The organism is Agromyces mediolanus (assembly GCF_014648575.1).
In the GTDB taxonomy this organism is placed as follows: Bacteria; Actinomycetota; Actinomycetes; order Actinomycetales; family Microbacteriaceae; genus Agromyces; species Agromyces mediolanus.
In genome coordinates, this window is the sequence record NZ_BMRJ01000004.1 from 18,052 (window position 1) to 33,187 (window position 15,136).

The 15,136-nt window shown below is 69.8% G+C and carries 14 protein-coding genes; 9 read left to right on the plus strand and 5 right to left on the minus strand.

Annotation, left to right across the window (positions count from 1 at the left end; all coding sequences use genetic code 11):
• The 4 genes from IEY71_RS15170 to sdhC all read right to left on the minus strand — a co-directional run.
• A partial coding sequence (locus tag IEY71_RS15170) for a succinate dehydrogenase iron-sulfur subunit (protein ID WP_189086218.1) occupies positions 1 to 733 on the minus strand: 733 nt, incomplete at its 3' end.
• A 1-nt stretch (position 734) separates the two neighbouring features.
• Positions 735 to 2,540 carry a succinate dehydrogenase flavoprotein subunit gene (gene sdhA, locus IEY71_RS15175; RefSeq protein ID WP_189086219.1) on the minus strand — a complete coding sequence of 602 codons (1,806 nt, stop codon included), beginning with the start codon at positions 2,538 to 2,540 and terminating at the stop codon, positions 735 to 737.
• A 7-nt stretch (positions 2,541 to 2,547) separates the two neighbouring features.
• Positions 2,548 to 2,991, minus strand: coding sequence for a succinate dehydrogenase hydrophobic membrane anchor subunit (locus IEY71_RS15180; protein WP_189086220.1), 444 nt, complete (start codon positions 2,989 to 2,991; stop codon positions 2,548 to 2,550).
• 11 nt (positions 2,992 to 3,002) lie between these two features.
• Positions 3,003 to 3,425 carry a succinate dehydrogenase, cytochrome b556 subunit gene (gene sdhC / locus IEY71_RS15185; RefSeq protein ID WP_189086221.1) on the minus strand — a complete coding sequence of 141 codons (423 nt, stop codon included), beginning with the start codon at positions 3,423 to 3,425 and terminating at the stop codon, positions 3,003 to 3,005.
• A 161-nt stretch (positions 3,426 to 3,586) separates the two neighbouring features.
• Here sdhC and IEY71_RS15190 point away from each other — a divergent pair, with 161 nt between their 5' ends.
• Positions 3,587 to 4,702 carry a mannose-1-phosphate guanylyltransferase gene (locus tag IEY71_RS15190; protein ID WP_189086222.1) on the plus strand — a complete coding sequence of 372 codons (1,116 nt, stop codon included), beginning with the start codon at positions 3,587 to 3,589 and terminating at the stop codon, positions 4,700 to 4,702.
• 57 nt (positions 4,703 to 4,759) lie between these two features.
• Complete coding sequence (locus IEY71_RS15195; RefSeq protein WP_189086223.1) at positions 4,760 to 5,818, plus strand: BMP family lipoprotein; 1,059 nt, start codon at positions 4,760 to 4,762, stop codon at positions 5,816 to 5,818.
• Between the two features lie 139 nt (positions 5,819 to 5,957).
• On the opposite strand, the gene IEY71_RS15200 is transcribed toward IEY71_RS15195, so the two are convergent.
• Positions 5,958 to 6,254 (minus strand): GIY-YIG nuclease family protein, encoded by a 297-nt coding sequence (locus tag IEY71_RS15200; RefSeq protein WP_189086224.1) that lies wholly within the window; start codon positions 6,252 to 6,254, stop codon positions 5,958 to 5,960.
• A gap of 347 nt (positions 6,255 to 6,601) precedes the next feature.
• Between IEY71_RS15200 and IEY71_RS15205 the strand changes: the two genes are divergently transcribed.
• From IEY71_RS15205 to IEY71_RS15235, 7 genes are all read left to right on the plus strand, one after another.
• Entirely contained in the window at positions 6,602 to 7,699 is a 1,098-nt protein-coding gene (locus IEY71_RS15205; protein WP_189086225.1) for a BMP family lipoprotein, read from the plus strand.
• A gap of 168 nt (positions 7,700 to 7,867) precedes the next feature.
• Positions 7,868 to 9,382 (plus strand): ABC transporter ATP-binding protein, encoded by a 1,515-nt coding sequence (locus IEY71_RS15210; RefSeq protein WP_189086226.1) that lies wholly within the window; start codon positions 7,868 to 7,870, stop codon positions 9,380 to 9,382.
• On the plus strand, positions 9,379 to 10,659 hold the full coding sequence (locus tag IEY71_RS15215) for an ABC transporter permease (RefSeq protein ID WP_229781790.1): 1,281 nt from the start codon (positions 9,379 to 9,381) through the stop codon (positions 10,657 to 10,659). The genes IEY71_RS15210 and IEY71_RS15215 overlap by 4 nt, the downstream gene beginning before the upstream one ends.
• The gene (locus tag IEY71_RS15220) at positions 10,656 to 11,972 is read left to right on the plus strand and encodes an ABC transporter permease (RefSeq protein ID WP_373292273.1); all 1,317 of its coding nucleotides are present in this window, start codon (positions 10,656 to 10,658) and stop codon (positions 11,970 to 11,972) included. Before IEY71_RS15215 ends, IEY71_RS15220 begins: the two co-directional genes overlap by 4 nt.
• 127 nt (positions 11,973 to 12,099) lie before the next feature.
• Entirely contained in the window at positions 12,100 to 12,546 is a 447-nt protein-coding gene (locus tag IEY71_RS15225) for a cytidine deaminase (protein WP_189086227.1), read from the plus strand.
• A 2-nt stretch (positions 12,547 to 12,548) separates the two neighbouring features.
• Entirely contained in the window at positions 12,549 to 13,850 is a 1,302-nt protein-coding gene (locus tag IEY71_RS15230; protein ID WP_189086364.1) for a thymidine phosphorylase, read from the plus strand.
• 127 nt (positions 13,851 to 13,977) lie between these two features.
• The gene (locus IEY71_RS15235) at positions 13,978 to 15,093 is read left to right on the plus strand and encodes an adenosine deaminase (protein ID WP_189086228.1); all 1,116 of its coding nucleotides are present in this window, start codon (positions 13,978 to 13,980) and stop codon (positions 15,091 to 15,093) included.
• Positions 15,094 to 15,136 lie beyond the last annotated feature (43 nt).

The window sequence follows — 15,136 nt, forward strand, 5'->3', positions numbered from 1 at the left end:
TGACCTCGGCGATCGCCTTCGTCACCTCGATGCCGCGGGGGCACGCCTCGGTGCAGTTGAAGGTCGTGCGGCAGCGCCACACGCCCTCCTTGTCGTTCAGGATGTCGAGGCGCACCTTCGCCTCGTCGTCGCGCGAGTCGAAGATGAAGCGGTGCGCGTTCACGATCGCGGCCGGGCCGAAGTACTGGCCGTCGGTCCAGAACACGGGGCAGCTCGACGTGCACGCGGCGCAGAGGATGCACTTCGTGGTGTCGTCGAAGATCGCCCGCTGGGCGACCGACTGCACGCGCTCCTTGCCGGGCTCCGGGGCGGAGTTGGCCTGCAGGAACGGCTGCACCTCGCGGTAGCTCGCGAAGAACGGCTCCATGTCGACGATCAGGTCCTTCTCGAGGGGGAGGCCCTTGATCGCCTCGACGTAGATCGGCTTCGAGATGTCGAGGTCCTTGATCAGCGTCTTGCAGGCGAGGCGGTTGCGGCCGTTGATGCGCATGGCGTCGGAGCCGCAGATGCCGTGGGCGCACGAACGGCGGAACGTCAGCGAGCCGTCCTGCTCCCACTTGATCTTGTGCAGGGCGTCGAGCACGCGGTCGGTGGCGTACATCTCGACGTCGAAGTCCTGCCAGCGCGGCTCGGTGTCCACGTCGGGGTCGAATCGACGGATCAGGAAGGTCACCGTGAACGACTGGATGGCGTCGGCCTCGGCCGGCGGGTGCTCGAGCGTAGCGGTGCTCACCTCAGTACTTCCTCTCCATCGGCTGGTAGCGAGTGACGACGACCGGCTTCCAATCGAGCCGGATGTGGTCGCTCGCGTCGGACGAGTGCGCGTCGCCCGACAGATAGGCCATCGTGTGCTGCATGAAGTTCTCGTCGTCGCGCTTCGGGTAGTCGTCGCGCATGTGGCCGCCGCGGCTCTCCTTGCGGTTGCGGGCGCTCGTCACGACGACCTCGGCGAGGTCGAGCAGGAAGCCCAGCTCGACAGCCTCGAGCAGGTCGGTGTTGAAGCGCTTGCCCTTGTCCTGCACGGCGACGTGCTTGTACCGCTCGCGGAGCTCGGCGACGACGCCCGCGGCGTGCGTCAGCGACTCCTCGGTGCGGAACACCTGGGCGTTGCGGTCCATCTCGTCCTGCAGCTCCTTGCGGATGGCCGCGATGCGCTCCGTGCCCGTCGAGTCGCGCAGGCCCGAGAGCAGCTCGCGGACGCCGGCGGCCGGGTCCGCGGGGAGCGGGGTGAAGTCGACCGTCTTCACGTACTCGACCGCGTTGCGGCCGGCGCGCTTGCCGAAGACGTTGATGTCGAGCAGCGAGTTGGTGCCGAGACGGTTCGAGCCGTGCACCGAGACGCAGGCGCACTCGCCGGCGGCGTAGAGGCCGGGCACGACGGTGGTGTTGTCGCGCAGCACCTCGGCGGCGGTGTTCGTCGGGATGCCGCCCATCGCGTAGTGCGCCGTCGGCATCACGGGAACCGGCTCGTACACCGGGTCGACGCCGAGGTAGGTGCGGGCGAACTCCGTGATGTCGGGGAGCTTCGTCTCGAGCACCTCGGCGCCCAGGTGGGTGCAGTCGAGGAGCACGTAGTCCTTGTGCGGGCCCGCGCCGCGGCCCTCCGCGACCTCCTGCACCATGCAGCGCGCGACGATGTCGCGGGGGGCGAGGTCCTTGATGGTCGGGGCGTAGCGCTCCATGAACCGCTCGCCGGAGGCGTTGCGGAGGATCGCGCCCTCGCCTCGAGCGCCCTCGGTGAGGAGGATGCCGAGGCCCGCGAGGCCGGTCGGGTGGAACTGGAAGAACTCCATGTCCTCGAGCGGCAGGCCCTTGCGCCAGATGATGCCGACGCCGTCGCCCGTGAGGGTGTGGGCGTTCGAGGTGGTCTTGAAGATCTTGCCGAAGCCGCCGGTCGCGAAGATGATCGCCTTCGCCTGGAAGACGTGCAGCTCGCCGGTCGCGAGTTCGTACGCGACGACGCCGGATGGCTGGGGGACCCCGTCGACCTCGGTCATCACGACGTCGAGCGCGTAGTACTCGTTGTAGAACTCGATGCCGAGCTTGACGCAGTTCTGGAACAGCGTCTGCAGGATCATGTGGCCCGTGCGGTCGGCGGCGTAGCAGGCCCGGCGCACCGGGGCCTTGCCGTGATCGCGGGTGTGCCCGCCGAAGCGGCGCTGGTCGATCTTGCCGTCGGGCGTGCGGTTGAACGGCAGGCCCATGTTCTCGAGGTCGATGACGGCGTCGATCGCCTCCTTGGCGAGGATCTCGGCCGCGTCCTGGTCGACGAGGTAGTCGCCGCCCTTGACGGTATCGAAGGTGTGCCACTCCCAGGAGTCCTCCTCGACGTTCGCGAGCGCCGCGGCCATGCCGCCCTGCGCCGCGCCCGTGTGGGAACGCGTGGGGTAGAGCTTCGAGATGACGGCCGTCTTCGCGCCGGGGCCGGCCTCGATGGCCGCCCGCATGCCGGCGCCGCCGGCGCCGACGATGACGATGTCGTACTGGTGGTAATGAACGCCGTCGACGACCTGGGTCTCGGCGTGGGTCTCGCTGGTCACGTGTCTCCTAGGCGGCGCAGAACGAGGGGAGGAGGTCCGCCGGGGCGCCGGCGGGGCACGGGTCGAAGGTGAAGACCACGAGGGTGCCGAGCACGATGAGCACGGCGGCGGCCAGGAACAGCGCGAGCTTCATGAGCTTCTGCGCCGTGCCCGGCTTGGTGTAGTCGTTCACGATGGTGCGCATGCCGTTCGCGCCGTGGATGAGGGCGAGCCAGAGCATCGCGACATCCCACCACTGCCAGAACGGGTCGGCCCACTTGCCGCCGACGAAGCCGAAGTCGATGGCCTTGACGCCGTCGCCCAGCATGAGGTTGACGAACAGGTGGGTGAAGATCAGCACGATGAGCACGACGCCCGAGACGCGCATGTAGATCCAGCCCCACTTCTCCAGGTTCACGCCGCGCTTGGGCGCGGGGCGGACCGGGGTGCGGGGTGCTTCGATGGTGGTCACGCTCGCACTCCTCAGTGGCTGAAGACGTTGATCAGGTGGCGCGGGGTGAAGGCGAGCATCGTCACGACCCAGAGGGCGATGACGATCCAGAACAGCACCTTCTGGTGGCGCGTGGCCCAGGTCCAGAAGTCGACCAGGATGATGCGCAGGCCGTTCAGGGCGTGGAACACGATCGCGCCGACGAGGGCGACCTCGCCGAGCCCCATGATCGGGGTCTGGTACGTGCCGATCACCGCGTTGTACGCCTCGGGGGAGACCCGGACGAGCGCGGTGTCAAGGATGTGCACCAGCAGGAAGAAGAAAATGGCGACACCCGTGATGCGGTGCAGCACCCAAGACCACATTCCCTCGCGGCCGCGATACAGCGTGCCGCCCGGCTTCTGCTTCGCCGGCTTTTCGGGTGCGGTCAGGGTTCCTGCCGAGGACTCTGGCATGAACAACCCTCCCTGGCTGTGTGACGATCGGCCCGTGACGAGCGGGCGCGTCGAGGCGCAATGCGCCCTGTGCCGAGTCTAGACCCGTGCCGCTCGCCACGCGGGTTAGGGCATCCTTAGCCGATCGCCACGGCGGAGTGCGCTCCGGCTATCCTGGGCTGATGCCAGCGAAGCTCGACCGGTTCTACGCCGTGATCCCCGCCGGGGGCATCGGCTCCCGCCTGTGGCCGCTCTCGCGCGCCGACGCGCCGAAGTTCCTGCACGACCTCACCGGATCCGGGCAGACCCTCCTCAAGGACACCTGGGACCGCCTCGCGCCGCTGTCCGGCGAGCAGCGGGTGATGGTCGTCACGGGCCGCGCGCACCGCGCCGCCGTCGAGGCGCAGCTGCCCGAGCTCGCCGACGAGAACGTCGTGCTCGAGAGTGAGCCGCGCGACTCGACGGCCGCCATCGGCCTCGCCGCGGCGATCCTCGAACGACGCGAGCCCGGCGTCATCGTCGGCTCCTTCGCCGCCGACCACGTCATCTCGGGCGACGCGCTCTTCCAGCACGCCGTCACGCAGGCGGTCGCCGCCGCCGAGGCGGGCTACATCGCGACGATCGGCATCACCCCGACGGAACCCGCGGTCGGCTTCGGCTACATCGAGTGCGGCGACCGGCTCGAGGTGGCCGGCGCCGACGACGTCGAGGCCGTGTCGAGCTTCGTCGAGAAGCCCGACCTCGCGACCGCCAAGCGCTACCTCGCCGGCGGCCGGCACCTCTGGAACGCGGGCATGTTCATCGCCCGGGCCGACCAGCTGCTCGCCGAGATCGAGCGCAACAAGCCCGAGCTGCACGCCGGGCTCGTCGAGCTCGCCGCCGCCTGGGACGACCCCGCGACCCGCGGGCCCGCCGTCGACCGCATCTGGCCGAAGCTCGAGAAGATCGCGATCGACTACTCCGTCGCCGAGCCGGCCGCGGAGGCGGGCCGGCTCGCCGTCGTGCGCGGGCACTTCCAGTGGGACGACGTCGGCGACTTCGCCTCGCTCGCGAAGCTGAACACCGCGGGCCGCTCCGGTGAGCTCGCGATCCTCGGCGAGGGCGCGCGGGTGCTCGCCGACGCGTCGAGCGGCATCGTCGTGAGCCGCTCCAAGCGCGTGATCAGCCTGATCGGCGTGCACGATATCGTCGTCGTGGACACGCCCGACGCGCTGCTCGTCACCACGAGCGAGCACGCCCAGCGGGTCAAAGCGGTCGTCGACGCCCTGCGGCTCGGCGGCTCGAGCGACGTGCTCTAGCCCGACCGGGCCGGCAGCGGAGCCCCGCGGGGCGCGAGAGATGGGGGAGGCGGACGGATGACCCGACGCACTCGGTTCGGATTCGGCGCCGTGCTGGCCGCGGCATCCCTGGTCCTCGTGGCGTGCGCCCCGGCGCCCGCCGGCGACGGCGGGACGCAGAGCGAGGCCTGCGTGCGCATGGTGACCAACTCCGGCGGTCTCGAGGACCGCTCGTTCAACCAGTCGAGCTGGGAGGGGCTGCAGCAGGCCCAGACCGAGTACGGCATCGAGGCCGAGGCGATCGTCTCGACCGGCGAGACCGACCTCGCCCCGAACGTGCAGCAGGCCGTCGACAGCGGCTGCGGGCTCGTCGTGACGGTGGGCTGGGAGCTCGCCGAGGCGACGACCGACCAGGCCGGCAAGAACCCCGATCTCGCCTTCGCGATCGTCGACGAGACGGTCGAGGGCGACAACATCAAGCCCGTCGTCTTCGACACCGCCCAGGCGGCGTTCCTCGCCGGCTACCTCGCGGCCGGCGTCTCGAAGACCGGGGTCGTCGCGACCTTCGGCGGCGGCAACCAGCCGCCCGTGACGCTCTTCATGGACGGCTTCGCCGACGGCGTCGCGAAGTACAACGAGGTGCACGGCGCGACGGTGCGCCTGCTCGGCTGGGACAAGGCCGCGCAGGACGGCGCGTTCACCGGCGACTTCGAGGACATCAACAAGGGCAAGGCGCTCACCGAGGGCTTCATCGACCAGGGCGCCGACGTGATCCTCCCGGTCGCGGGCCAGGTCGGCGAGGGCGCCGCCTCGGCCGCCGTCGAGCGCGGCGGGGTGTCGGTGATCTGGGTGGACAGCGACGGCTACGAGACGCTCGCCGCCCAGTACCGCCCCGTCATCCTCACGAGCGTGCTGAAGAACACGCAGGACGCGATGGTGCAGATCGTCGGCGAGGTGCTCGACGACGCGTTCACGAACGAGCCGTACGTCGGCACGCTCGAGAACGGCGGCGTCGAGATCGCGCCCTACCACGACCTCGCGCCGCTCGTCAGTACGGAGCTGGACGCCGAGATCGACGGGCTGCGTCAGCAGATCATCTCCGGCGAGCTCGAGATCACCTCCCCGAGCGCCCCCTGACCCCGGTTCCCTGAGCCCGTCGAAGGGCTGGTTCCCTGAGCCCGTCGAAGGGTTGGTTCCCTGAGCTTGTCGAAGGGTTGGTTCCCTGAGCTTGTCGAAGGGTTGGTTCCCTGAGCTTGTCGAAGGGAATGGAGTGAGCTCACCCGACATCCTTCCGCTGGCGCCCGCGCGCGAGCCCCGGCAGCTCCGAACCGCGCCCCTCGATTAGCGCGAGCTTCTTCGCACGCCCCCATCCCTGCACCTGCTTCTCGCGCTCGTAGGCCTGCGCGACGGTCGGCCACTCCTCGCAGTAGACGAGCGTGACCGGACGATGGCGGCGAGTGAAGTTCGCCCCGAGGCCGGCGTTGTGCTCGGCGACGCGGAACTCGACGTCGCCGTTGGTCGAGCCCGAGTAGAAGGCGCCGCCGGTGCAGCGCACGATGTACATCCATGGCATGGGCTGATCGTGCCCGACGAGCGCGGCCTGCGCCGGGCGGCGGGATGGCCCGGGGATGGGCGAGTGCGCGAGGGCGCTGTGGAGGACGAGACCCTTCGACAAGCTCAGGGGGCCAGAGGCCTGGACAGGATCGGGGAACCAACCCCTTCGACAAGCTCAGGGGACGAGCCCCTTCGACGAGCTCAGGGAGCCCGGGGGCCGTGCTCATATGAGCAGAATGTCGCGTCTTGATAACCATTGACGCTGCGGCTCTTCGCGCCCGAGGCATCCGGCGCAACATTCGGTAACGTAACGACGATCAGCCCCCTGCGAGAAGGCGGGGGCCTCTCACGTCTTTGGAGGACACTGTGAAGGTCACGACCAAGAAGGCCGCCATCGGCGGCCTCGCGCTGCTCAGCAGCGCCGCGCTGCTCGCCGGCTGCGCCTCGGCTCCCGAAGAGGGCGGCTCGGGCAGCGGCGAGGCGATCGACTTCCTCCCCTGCATGGTCTCGGACGCCGGCGGCTTCGACGACAAGTCCTTCAACCAGCTCGGCTTCGAGGGCATCACCAAGGCCGCCGACGAGCTCGGCGTCGAGGTCAAGACGGTCGAGTCGAAGGACGAGACCGAGTACGCGCCGAACCTCACCAGCCTCGTCGACCAGGGCTGCGACCTGATCGTCACGGTCGGCTTCGCGCTCTCCGCCGCGACCGTCGAGTCCGCCACCGCGAACCCGGACGTCGAGTACGTCATCATCGACGACGCGGCCGACAACGACTTCGACGGCAAGACCGACGCCGAGAACATCAAGCCGATCCTCTTCGACACCGCGCAGGCCGCGTTCCTCGCCGGCTACGCCTCGGCCGACTACACGAAGACGAACGTCGTGGGCACCTACGGCGGCATGAACTTCCCGACCGTCTCGATCTTCATGGACGGCTTCGCCCAGGGTGTCGACTACTACACCCAGGAGAAGGGCAAGGCCGTCAAGGTCGTCGGCTGGGACCGCGCCGCGCAGGACGGCTCCTTCACCGGCGGCTTCGAGGCGAACGACACCGCTCGCCAGACCGCCCAGGCCCTGATCGACCAGAACATCGACGTGCTGCTGCCCGTCGGCGGCCCGATCTACCAGTCGGGTGCCGCCGCGGTCCGCGACTCCGGTCGTGACATCGCGATGGTGGGCGTCGACGCCGACCTCACCCAGACCGACCCCTCGGTCGCCGACCTCATCCTGACCTCGATCCTCAAGGGCATCGACGTCGCGACGTACGACTCGGTCCTCGCGGCCGGCAAGGGCGACTTCGACGCGACCCCGTACGTGGGCACGCTGGAGAACGACGGCGTCGGCATGGCTCCGTTCCACGACTTCGAGTCCAAGGTCTCGCCCTCGCTCCAGGGCGAGCTCGACGACCTGAAGGCGAAGATCATCTCGGGCGACGTCAAGGTCGAGTCCTACCTGGCTGGCTAAGACACGCCAGCCATGATCGGGGAGGTCGGTACGCCGGCCTCCCCGATCTGCTTCCCGCGGTGCGCGCGACGGCGCACGCGCCGCAACATCTGAGCGGGGCGAATCGCCCCGCCCCAACATCGGCGCAGCATCTGCTGCAGATGCTGTGCGCTCACTAGGATCAAGGACATGAAGCTCGAACTTCGCGGAATCACGAAGCGGTTCGGCAGCCTGGTCGCGAACGACCACATCGACCTCACCGTGGAGGCCGGCGAGATCCATTGCCTGCTCGGTGAGAACGGTGCAGGCAAGTCGACGCTGATGAATGTGCTCTACGGCTTGTACCAGGCGGACGAGGGCGAGATCCTGCTCGACGACGTCGTCCAGCACTTCTCGGGCCCCGGCGACGCCATGGCCGCCGGCATCGGCATGGTGCACCAGCACTTCATGCTCATCCCCGTCTTCACCGTCGCCGAGAACGTCATGCTCGGCAACGAGGCGACCAAGGGCGGGGTGTTCCTCGACCTGAACGCGGCCCGCGCGAAGGTGCGCGAGATCAGCCAGCGCTTCGGCTTCGACGTCGACCCGGACGCCCTCGTCGACGAGCTCCCCGTCGGCGTGCAGCAGCGGGTCGAGATCATCAAGGCGCTCTCGCGCGACGCCCGGGTGCTCGTGTTCGACGAGCCGACCGCCGTGCTCACCCCGCAGGAGACCGACGAGCTGATGCAGATCATGCGTCAGCTCCGCGACGCGGGCACCTCCATCGTCTTCATCACCCACAAGCTCCGCGAGGTGCGCGAGGTCGCCGACCGCATCACGGTCATCCGCCTCGGCAAGGTCGTCGGCGAGGCATCCCCGACCGCCTCGAACACCGAGCTGGCCTCGCTCATGGTCGGCCGCGCCGTCGAATTGACGGTGCACAAGAACCCGCCGCAGCTCGGCGACGAGGCGCTCGTCGTCGAGGGCCTCACCGTCGTCGACCACATCGGTCAGCTCGTCGTGAACGATGTCAGCTTCGAGGTGCGCAAGGGCGAGATCCTCGCGATCGCGGGCGTGCAGGGCAATGGCCAGACCGAGCTCACTGAGGCGCTCGTCGGATTGCAGCCCCGGGTCCGCGGCTCGATCCGCCTGAACGGCGAGGAGCTCACGACCGCGAGCGTCCAGCGCATCCTCGACGAGGGCGTCGGCTTCGTCCCCGAGGACCGCAACGAGGACGGGCTCGTCGGCGCGTTCACGATCGCCGAGAACCTCATGCTCGACCGCTCCTCGGGCGCTCCCTTCGTGAAGGCCGGCAGCATCCAGCGCGGCACGCTCGCCGAGTTCGCGCGCGAGAAGGTCAAGGAGTTCGACGTCCGCACCCAGGGCATCGACGAGCAGGTGCGCCAGCTCTCGGGCGGCAACGCGCAGAAGGTCGTGCTCGCGCGCGAGCTCAGCCGCGAGCTCTCGCTGCTGGTCGCCGCCCAGCCGACCCGCGGCGTCGACGTCGGCTCGATCGAGTTCATCCACAAGCGGATCGTCGAGACGCGCGACAGCGGAGTCCCCGTCGTCGTCGTGTCGACCGAGCTCGACGAGGTCGTCGCGCTCGCCGACCGCATCATGGTGATGTACCGCGGTCGCGTGGTCGGCATCGTGCCCGGCACCACCCCCCGTGACGTGCTCGGCCTCATGATGGCCGGCGAACAGCCCGAAGGAGCCGCAGCGTGAGCGAGCCCCAGCCCAAGACCAGCACGACGCCGAGGGACACCACGACGGTTCCCGCGCAGGCGCCGGAGCCCTCGCGCTGGCACCAGACCTTCCAGAAGATCACCACTGGCAACGCGCTCATCTCGGTGCTGTCGGTGCTGCTCGCCCTCGTCGTCGGCGCGATCATGATCGCGTTCACCGACGAGGACGTGCAGAAGGCGGCGGGCTACTTCTTCGCCCGGCCGGGCGACACCTTCGTCGCGATCTGGCAGTCGGTGTCTGGCGCCTACTCGGCGCTCTTCCAGGGCTCGATCTACAACTTCCGCCGCGACAGCTTCGCCGCCGGCATCAAGCCGCTGACGGAGACGCTGACCTTCGCGACGCCGCTCATCGCCGGTGGTCTCGGCGTCGGCCTCGCCTTCCGCGTCGGCATGTTCAACATCGGCGGACGCGGCCAGATGCTGATCGCCGCCTCGGTCGCCGGATGGCTCGCCTTCGGCTTCGAGCTGCCGTGGGGCCTGCACATGCTCGTCGCCCTCGTCGGCGGCCTGCTCGGCGGTGCGCTCTGGGGCGGCATCGCCGGTCTCCTGAAGGCGAAGACGGGCGCGCACGAGGTCATCGTGACGATCATGCTGAACTTCGTCGCCTTCTACCTGGTGTCGTGGCTGCTGCGCACGCCCGGGCTGCTGCAGGCGCCGGGTTCCTCCAACCCGAAGACGCCGCCGATGAAGGACACGGCGATCTTCTGGAACCTGAAGGAGTACGGCTACAACCTGCACCTCGGCTTCCTCGTCGTGGTCGCCGCGACCGTGCTCGTCTGGTGGATCCTCAGCCGCTCGAGCCTCGGCTTCCGCTTCCGCGCGGTCGGCGAGAACCCGAACGCCGCGCGCGTCGCCGGCATCAATGTGCCGTCGATCTACGTCTACGCGATGCTCATCTCGGGTGCGCTGCTCGGCCTCGCCGGCGTCAACCAGGTGCTCGGCACCGTGACCACCGGCTTCACCGCCGGCATCGACGCGGGCGTCGGCTTCGACGCGATCACCGTGGCCCTGCTCGGCCGCTCCACCCCGTGGGGCATCTTCGCCGCGGGCCTGCTCTTCGGCGCCTTCAAGGCCGGCGGCTACTCGATGCAGGCCGCCGAGGGCGTGCCGGTCGACATCGTGCTCGTCGTCCAGTCCCTCATCGTGCTGTTCATCGCGGCTCCGCCGCTTGTGCGCACGATCTTCCGCCTGCCCGACCCGAGCCGAGGTCCGAAGCGACCTCGACCGATCGTCACGAAGGAGGTGACGGCGAAGTGACCACCGTGACCGAACACCACCAGGTGTCCCCGCAGCCCGACGCGCTCGCCACCACGGTGGTCACGAGCTGGAAGGCGCCCATCGCCTTCGCCGTCTTCACCCTGGCGGCGCTCGCGCTGGCCGTCTTCGCCCCGCGCGAGGGCGACACGACCTACCGCCTGAACGCCTCCGACAAGGACGCGATCATCATCGCGAACATCTCGGTGCCGGCGATGCCGGCGCTCTGGGTCGTGGTCGTCCTGCTCCTGCTCGCGACGGCGTTCTCCGTCTGGCTCGTCACGCAGAAGCGCCGGGTGCCGCTCTGGCTCATCGTCGTCTTCGCGATCGTGTTCCTGTTCGGCTTCCTCACCTGGGCCGGCGCCGGGGCGATGCTGCCGATGATCAACCTGCTCTACGGCTCGCTGAGCCTCGCGGTGCCGCTGATCTTCGGTGCGCTGACCGGCGTCATCGGCGAGCGGGTCGGCGTCATCAACATCGGCATCGAGGGGCAGCTGCTCGCCGGCGCCTTCACCTCGGCGGTCACCGCCTCCGTGGTGATGAGCTCGACGGGGTCGGTCGGCCTCGCCCTGCTCGCGGGCGTCATCGGCGCGATGGTCGCCGGCGCGCTCGTCGGCATGGTGCTCGCCGCCTTCGCGATCAAGTACTTCGTCGACCAGGTCATCGTCGGTGTCGTGCTGAACGTGCTCGTCACGGGTCTCACGAGCTTCTTCTTCTCGCAGGTGCTCGCCCCGAACGCCGCCGTGCTGAACTCCCCGCCGCGGTTCCCGCGCCTGCCGATCCCGCTCCTCAGCGAGATCCCGATCATCGGGCCGGTGCTGTTCCGGCAGACGCTCATCGTGTACCTGATGTACATCGCCGTGATCGTCGTCTTCATCGGGCTCTTCAAGACCCGCTGGGGCCTCCGCCTCCGCGCGGTCGGCGAGCACCCGCAGGCGGCCGACACGGTGGGCATCAACGTGAACCGCACCCGGTTCTGGAACGTCGCCCTCGCGGGCACCATCGCCGGCCTCGGCGGCACGTTCTTCACGATCGGCTCGGGCATCGCGTTCAACAAGGAGATGACGGCGGGTGCGGGCTTCATCGCCCTCGCCGCGGTGATCTTCGGTGGCTGGGACCCGATCCGGGCCACGCTCGCGGCGCTGCTGTTCGGCTTCGCGTCGAACCTGCAGAACACGCTCTCGGTGATCGGCTCGCCGGTGCCGAGCGAGTTCATGCTGATGCTGCCGTACCTCGTCACGATCATCGCCGTCGCCGGCCTCGTCGGGAAGGTCCGCGGGCCGGCCGCAGCGGGCAAACCCTACATAAAGTCCTGAGCGACGCATCCGGAGGCCTCGTGCGGCCAGCCCGCCCGGGGCCTCCGGCGTTCCATCCGGCCGCCGCGCGTCGCGTCATCCACCCGGCCGTTCCACCCGCCAAGCACTGCCCGGAAAGGGGAGCACCATGACCCGAACCGACGAGATCGACTGGGAGCTCCTCCGGGAGCGCGCCCGCGACGCGATGGCGAAGGCCTACGTGCCGTACTCGCAGTACCCGGTCGGCGCCGCCGCGATCGTCGACGACGGCCGCGTCGTCTCCGGCTGCAACGTGGAGAACGCCTCCTACGGCGTGACGCTCTGCGCGGAGTGCTCGCTCGTCTCCGCCCTCGTCATGTCGGGCGGCGGCAAGCTCGTCGCCTTCGCGTGCGTCGACGGCCACGGCGAGACGCTGATGCCGTGTGGCCGCTGCCGCCAGCTGCTCTTCGAGCACTCGGCGGAGGGGATGGTGCTCGACACCGTCTCCGGATTCAAGACCATCGACGAGGTGCTGCCCGACGCGTTCGGCCCGCGCACCCTCGCCGTCTACCGCGGCCAGGCGGAGGAGTCCGCCGGCCCGAGCAAGGGAGCATGACCATGGCCGCAGTCGAGGCCTTCGACGCCGTCGACCTGATCCGGGCGAAGCGCGACCGGCGCGAGCTCACGACCGCCGAGATCGACTGGCTGGTCGAGGCGTACACCCGCGGCTACGTCGCCGACGAGCAGATGTCGGCGATGACGATGGCGATCTTCCTGAACGGCATGAGCCGTCGCGAGATCCGCGACCTCACGATGGCGATGATCGCCTCGGGGGAGCGGATGGACTTCTCGGGGCTCGGCAAGCCCACGAGCGACAAGCACTCCACCGGCGGCGTCGGCGACAAGATCACCCTGCCGCTCATGCCCCTCGTCGCGACCTTCGGCGTCGCCGTGCCGCAGCTCTCGGGCCGCGGCCTCGGGCACACCGGCGGCACCCTCGACAAGCTCGAGTCGATCCCGGGGTGGCGCGCGGAGATCACGAACGACGAGATGTTCGCGCAGCTGCGCGACGTGGGCGGCGTGATCTGCGCGGCGGGCGCCGGGCTCGCCCCCGCCGACAAGAAGCTGTACGCGCTGCGCGACATCACCGGCACCGTCGAGGCGATCCCGCTCATCGCCTCCTCGATCATGTCGAAGAAGATCGCGGAGGGCACGAGCGCGCTCGTGCTCGACGTGAAGTTCGGCTCCGGCGCGTTCCTGCAGGACATCGAGCGCTCCCGCGAGCTCGCCCGCACCATGGTCGAGCTGGGCGAGGACGCGGGCGTCGCGACGAGCGCCCTGCTCACGAACATGAACGTGCCGCTCGGTCGCACGATCGGCAACGCGAACGAGGTGCGCGAGTCAGTCGAGGTGCTCGCCGGCGGCGGCCCCGCCGACGTGCGCGAGCTCACGATCGCGCTCGCCCGCGAGATGCTCGCCCTCGCCGGGCGCGACGGCGAGGACGTCGAGGGCGCCCTCGACGACGGCCGGGCCATGGACACCTGGCGTCGCGCGATCGCGGCGCAGGGCGGCGACCCGGATGCCGAGCTGCCCGTCGCCCGCGAGCACCACGTCGTCACGGCCGACCGCGACGGCGTCCTCGTGGAGCAGCACGCGCTGCCGTTCGGCATCGCCGCGTGGCGGCTCGGCGCGGGTCGCGCCCGCAAGCAGGACCCGGTGCAGCACGCCGCGGGCATCGAGCTGCACGCGAAGCCGGGCGACGAGGTGCGCGCCGGTCAGCCGCTGTTCACGCTCTCGGCCGACGAGCCGGAACGCTTCGGGCGGGCGCTCGAGGCCGTCGAGGGTGCGTGGCGCATCGGCGACGCCGGTGAGCCGGTCCAGGACGGCGGCCCGCTGATCGCCGACCGGATCGGCCGCTGAGGGCGCGCAGCCCCGCTGAACTCAGGAACGCCGCGTCGCGGCATCCCCGCAACTCCGGGGATGCCGCGACGCGGCGTTCGCCGTATTCGGCAGATGCTCCCGAGTCGCGACCGGCTATCGTTGACTCGTGGACACGACTGAGTACCGCCTCGAGGGCGACGGCATCGAGCTGCGGAGCCTGCCCAAGGTCAGCCTGCACGATCATCTCGACGGAGGTCTGCGCCCGCAGAGCCTCATCGAGCTCGCCGAGGAGATCGACCTCGACGTGCCCGCCACCGACGAGGCCGGTCTCGCCGAGTGGTTCTCCACCCAGTCGAACTCCGGCTCGCTCGTCGAGTACCTGAAGACCTTCGAGCTCACCACCGCGGTCATGCAGACCCGTGAGGGGCTCACCCGCGTCGCTCGCGAGTCCGTGCAGGACCTCGCGGCCGACGGCGTCATCTACGGCGAACTGCGCTGGGCGCCCGAGCAGCACCTCACCCGGGGCCTCAGCCTCGACGAGGCGGTCGAGGCCGTGCAGGAGGGCATCGAGCAGGGCATCGACGACGCCCGGCACCAGGGCCGGGGCATCCGCATCGGCCAGCTCGTCACCGCCATGCGCCACGCCGACCGCGGCCTCGAGATCGCCGAGCTCGCGGTGCGCCACCGCGACCGCGGCGTCGTCGGCTTCGACATCGCCGGCGCCGAGGCGGGATTCCTGCCGAGCCGGCACCGCACCGCCTTCGACTACCTCGCCGGGCAGTTCCTGCCGGTGACGGTGCACGCGGGCGAGGCCGACGGCCTCGACTCCATCCGCAGCGCCCTCGTCGACGGCCGAGCGCTCCGGCTCGGGCACGGCGTGCGCCTGGCGGAAGACCTGGTCATCGAGCGCCAGGACGACGAGAACACGTACGTCTCGCTCGGCCAGCTCGCGCAGTGGGTGCGCGATCGGGAGATCGCCCTCGAGACGAGCCCGTCCTCGAACCTGCAGACCGGCGCCATCGCGGCCTGGGGCGACGAGCTCGTCGACCACCCCTTCGATCTGCTGTACCAGCTCGGCTTCCGGGTCACCGTGAACACCGACAACCGGCTGCAGTCGGGCACCTCGCTCACGCGCGAGCTCGCCCTGCTGTCCGACGCCTTCGGCTACGACCTCGACGACCTCGAGGCGTTCCAGCTGAACGCGGCGGCCGCCGCCTTCCTCCCGCTCGACGATCGCGAAGAGCTCGCCGAGCTGATCGAAGACGGGTTCGACGAGGCCTGACCGGCCGCGACGTCCCGTCGCAACCCGCCCGCCGCGCCACGAA

Coding starts and splice junctions, on each gene's coding strand:
- sdhC (WP_189086221.1), bottom strand. CDS start 3,425: ATGCCAGAGTCCTCGGCAGGAACCCTGACCGCACCCGAAAAGCCGGCG.
- IEY71_RS15190 (WP_189086222.1), top strand. CDS start 3,587: ATGCCAGCGAAGCTCGACCGGTTCTACGCCGTGATCCCCGCCGGGGGC.
- IEY71_RS15195 (WP_189086223.1), top strand. CDS start 4,760: ATGACCCGACGCACTCGGTTCGGATTCGGCGCCGTGCTGGCCGCGGCA.
- IEY71_RS15200 (WP_189086224.1), bottom strand. CDS start 6,254: ATGCCATGGATGTACATCGTGCGCTGCACCGGCGGCGCCTTCTACTCG.
- IEY71_RS15210 (WP_189086226.1), top strand. CDS start 7,868: ATGAAGCTCGAACTTCGCGGAATCACGAAGCGGTTCGGCAGCCTGGTC.
- IEY71_RS15225 (WP_189086227.1), top strand. CDS start 12,100: ATGACCCGAACCGACGAGATCGACTGGGAGCTCCTCCGGGAGCGCGCC.
- IEY71_RS15230 (WP_189086364.1), top strand. CDS start 12,549: ATGGCCGCAGTCGAGGCCTTCGACGCCGTCGACCTGATCCGGGCGAAG.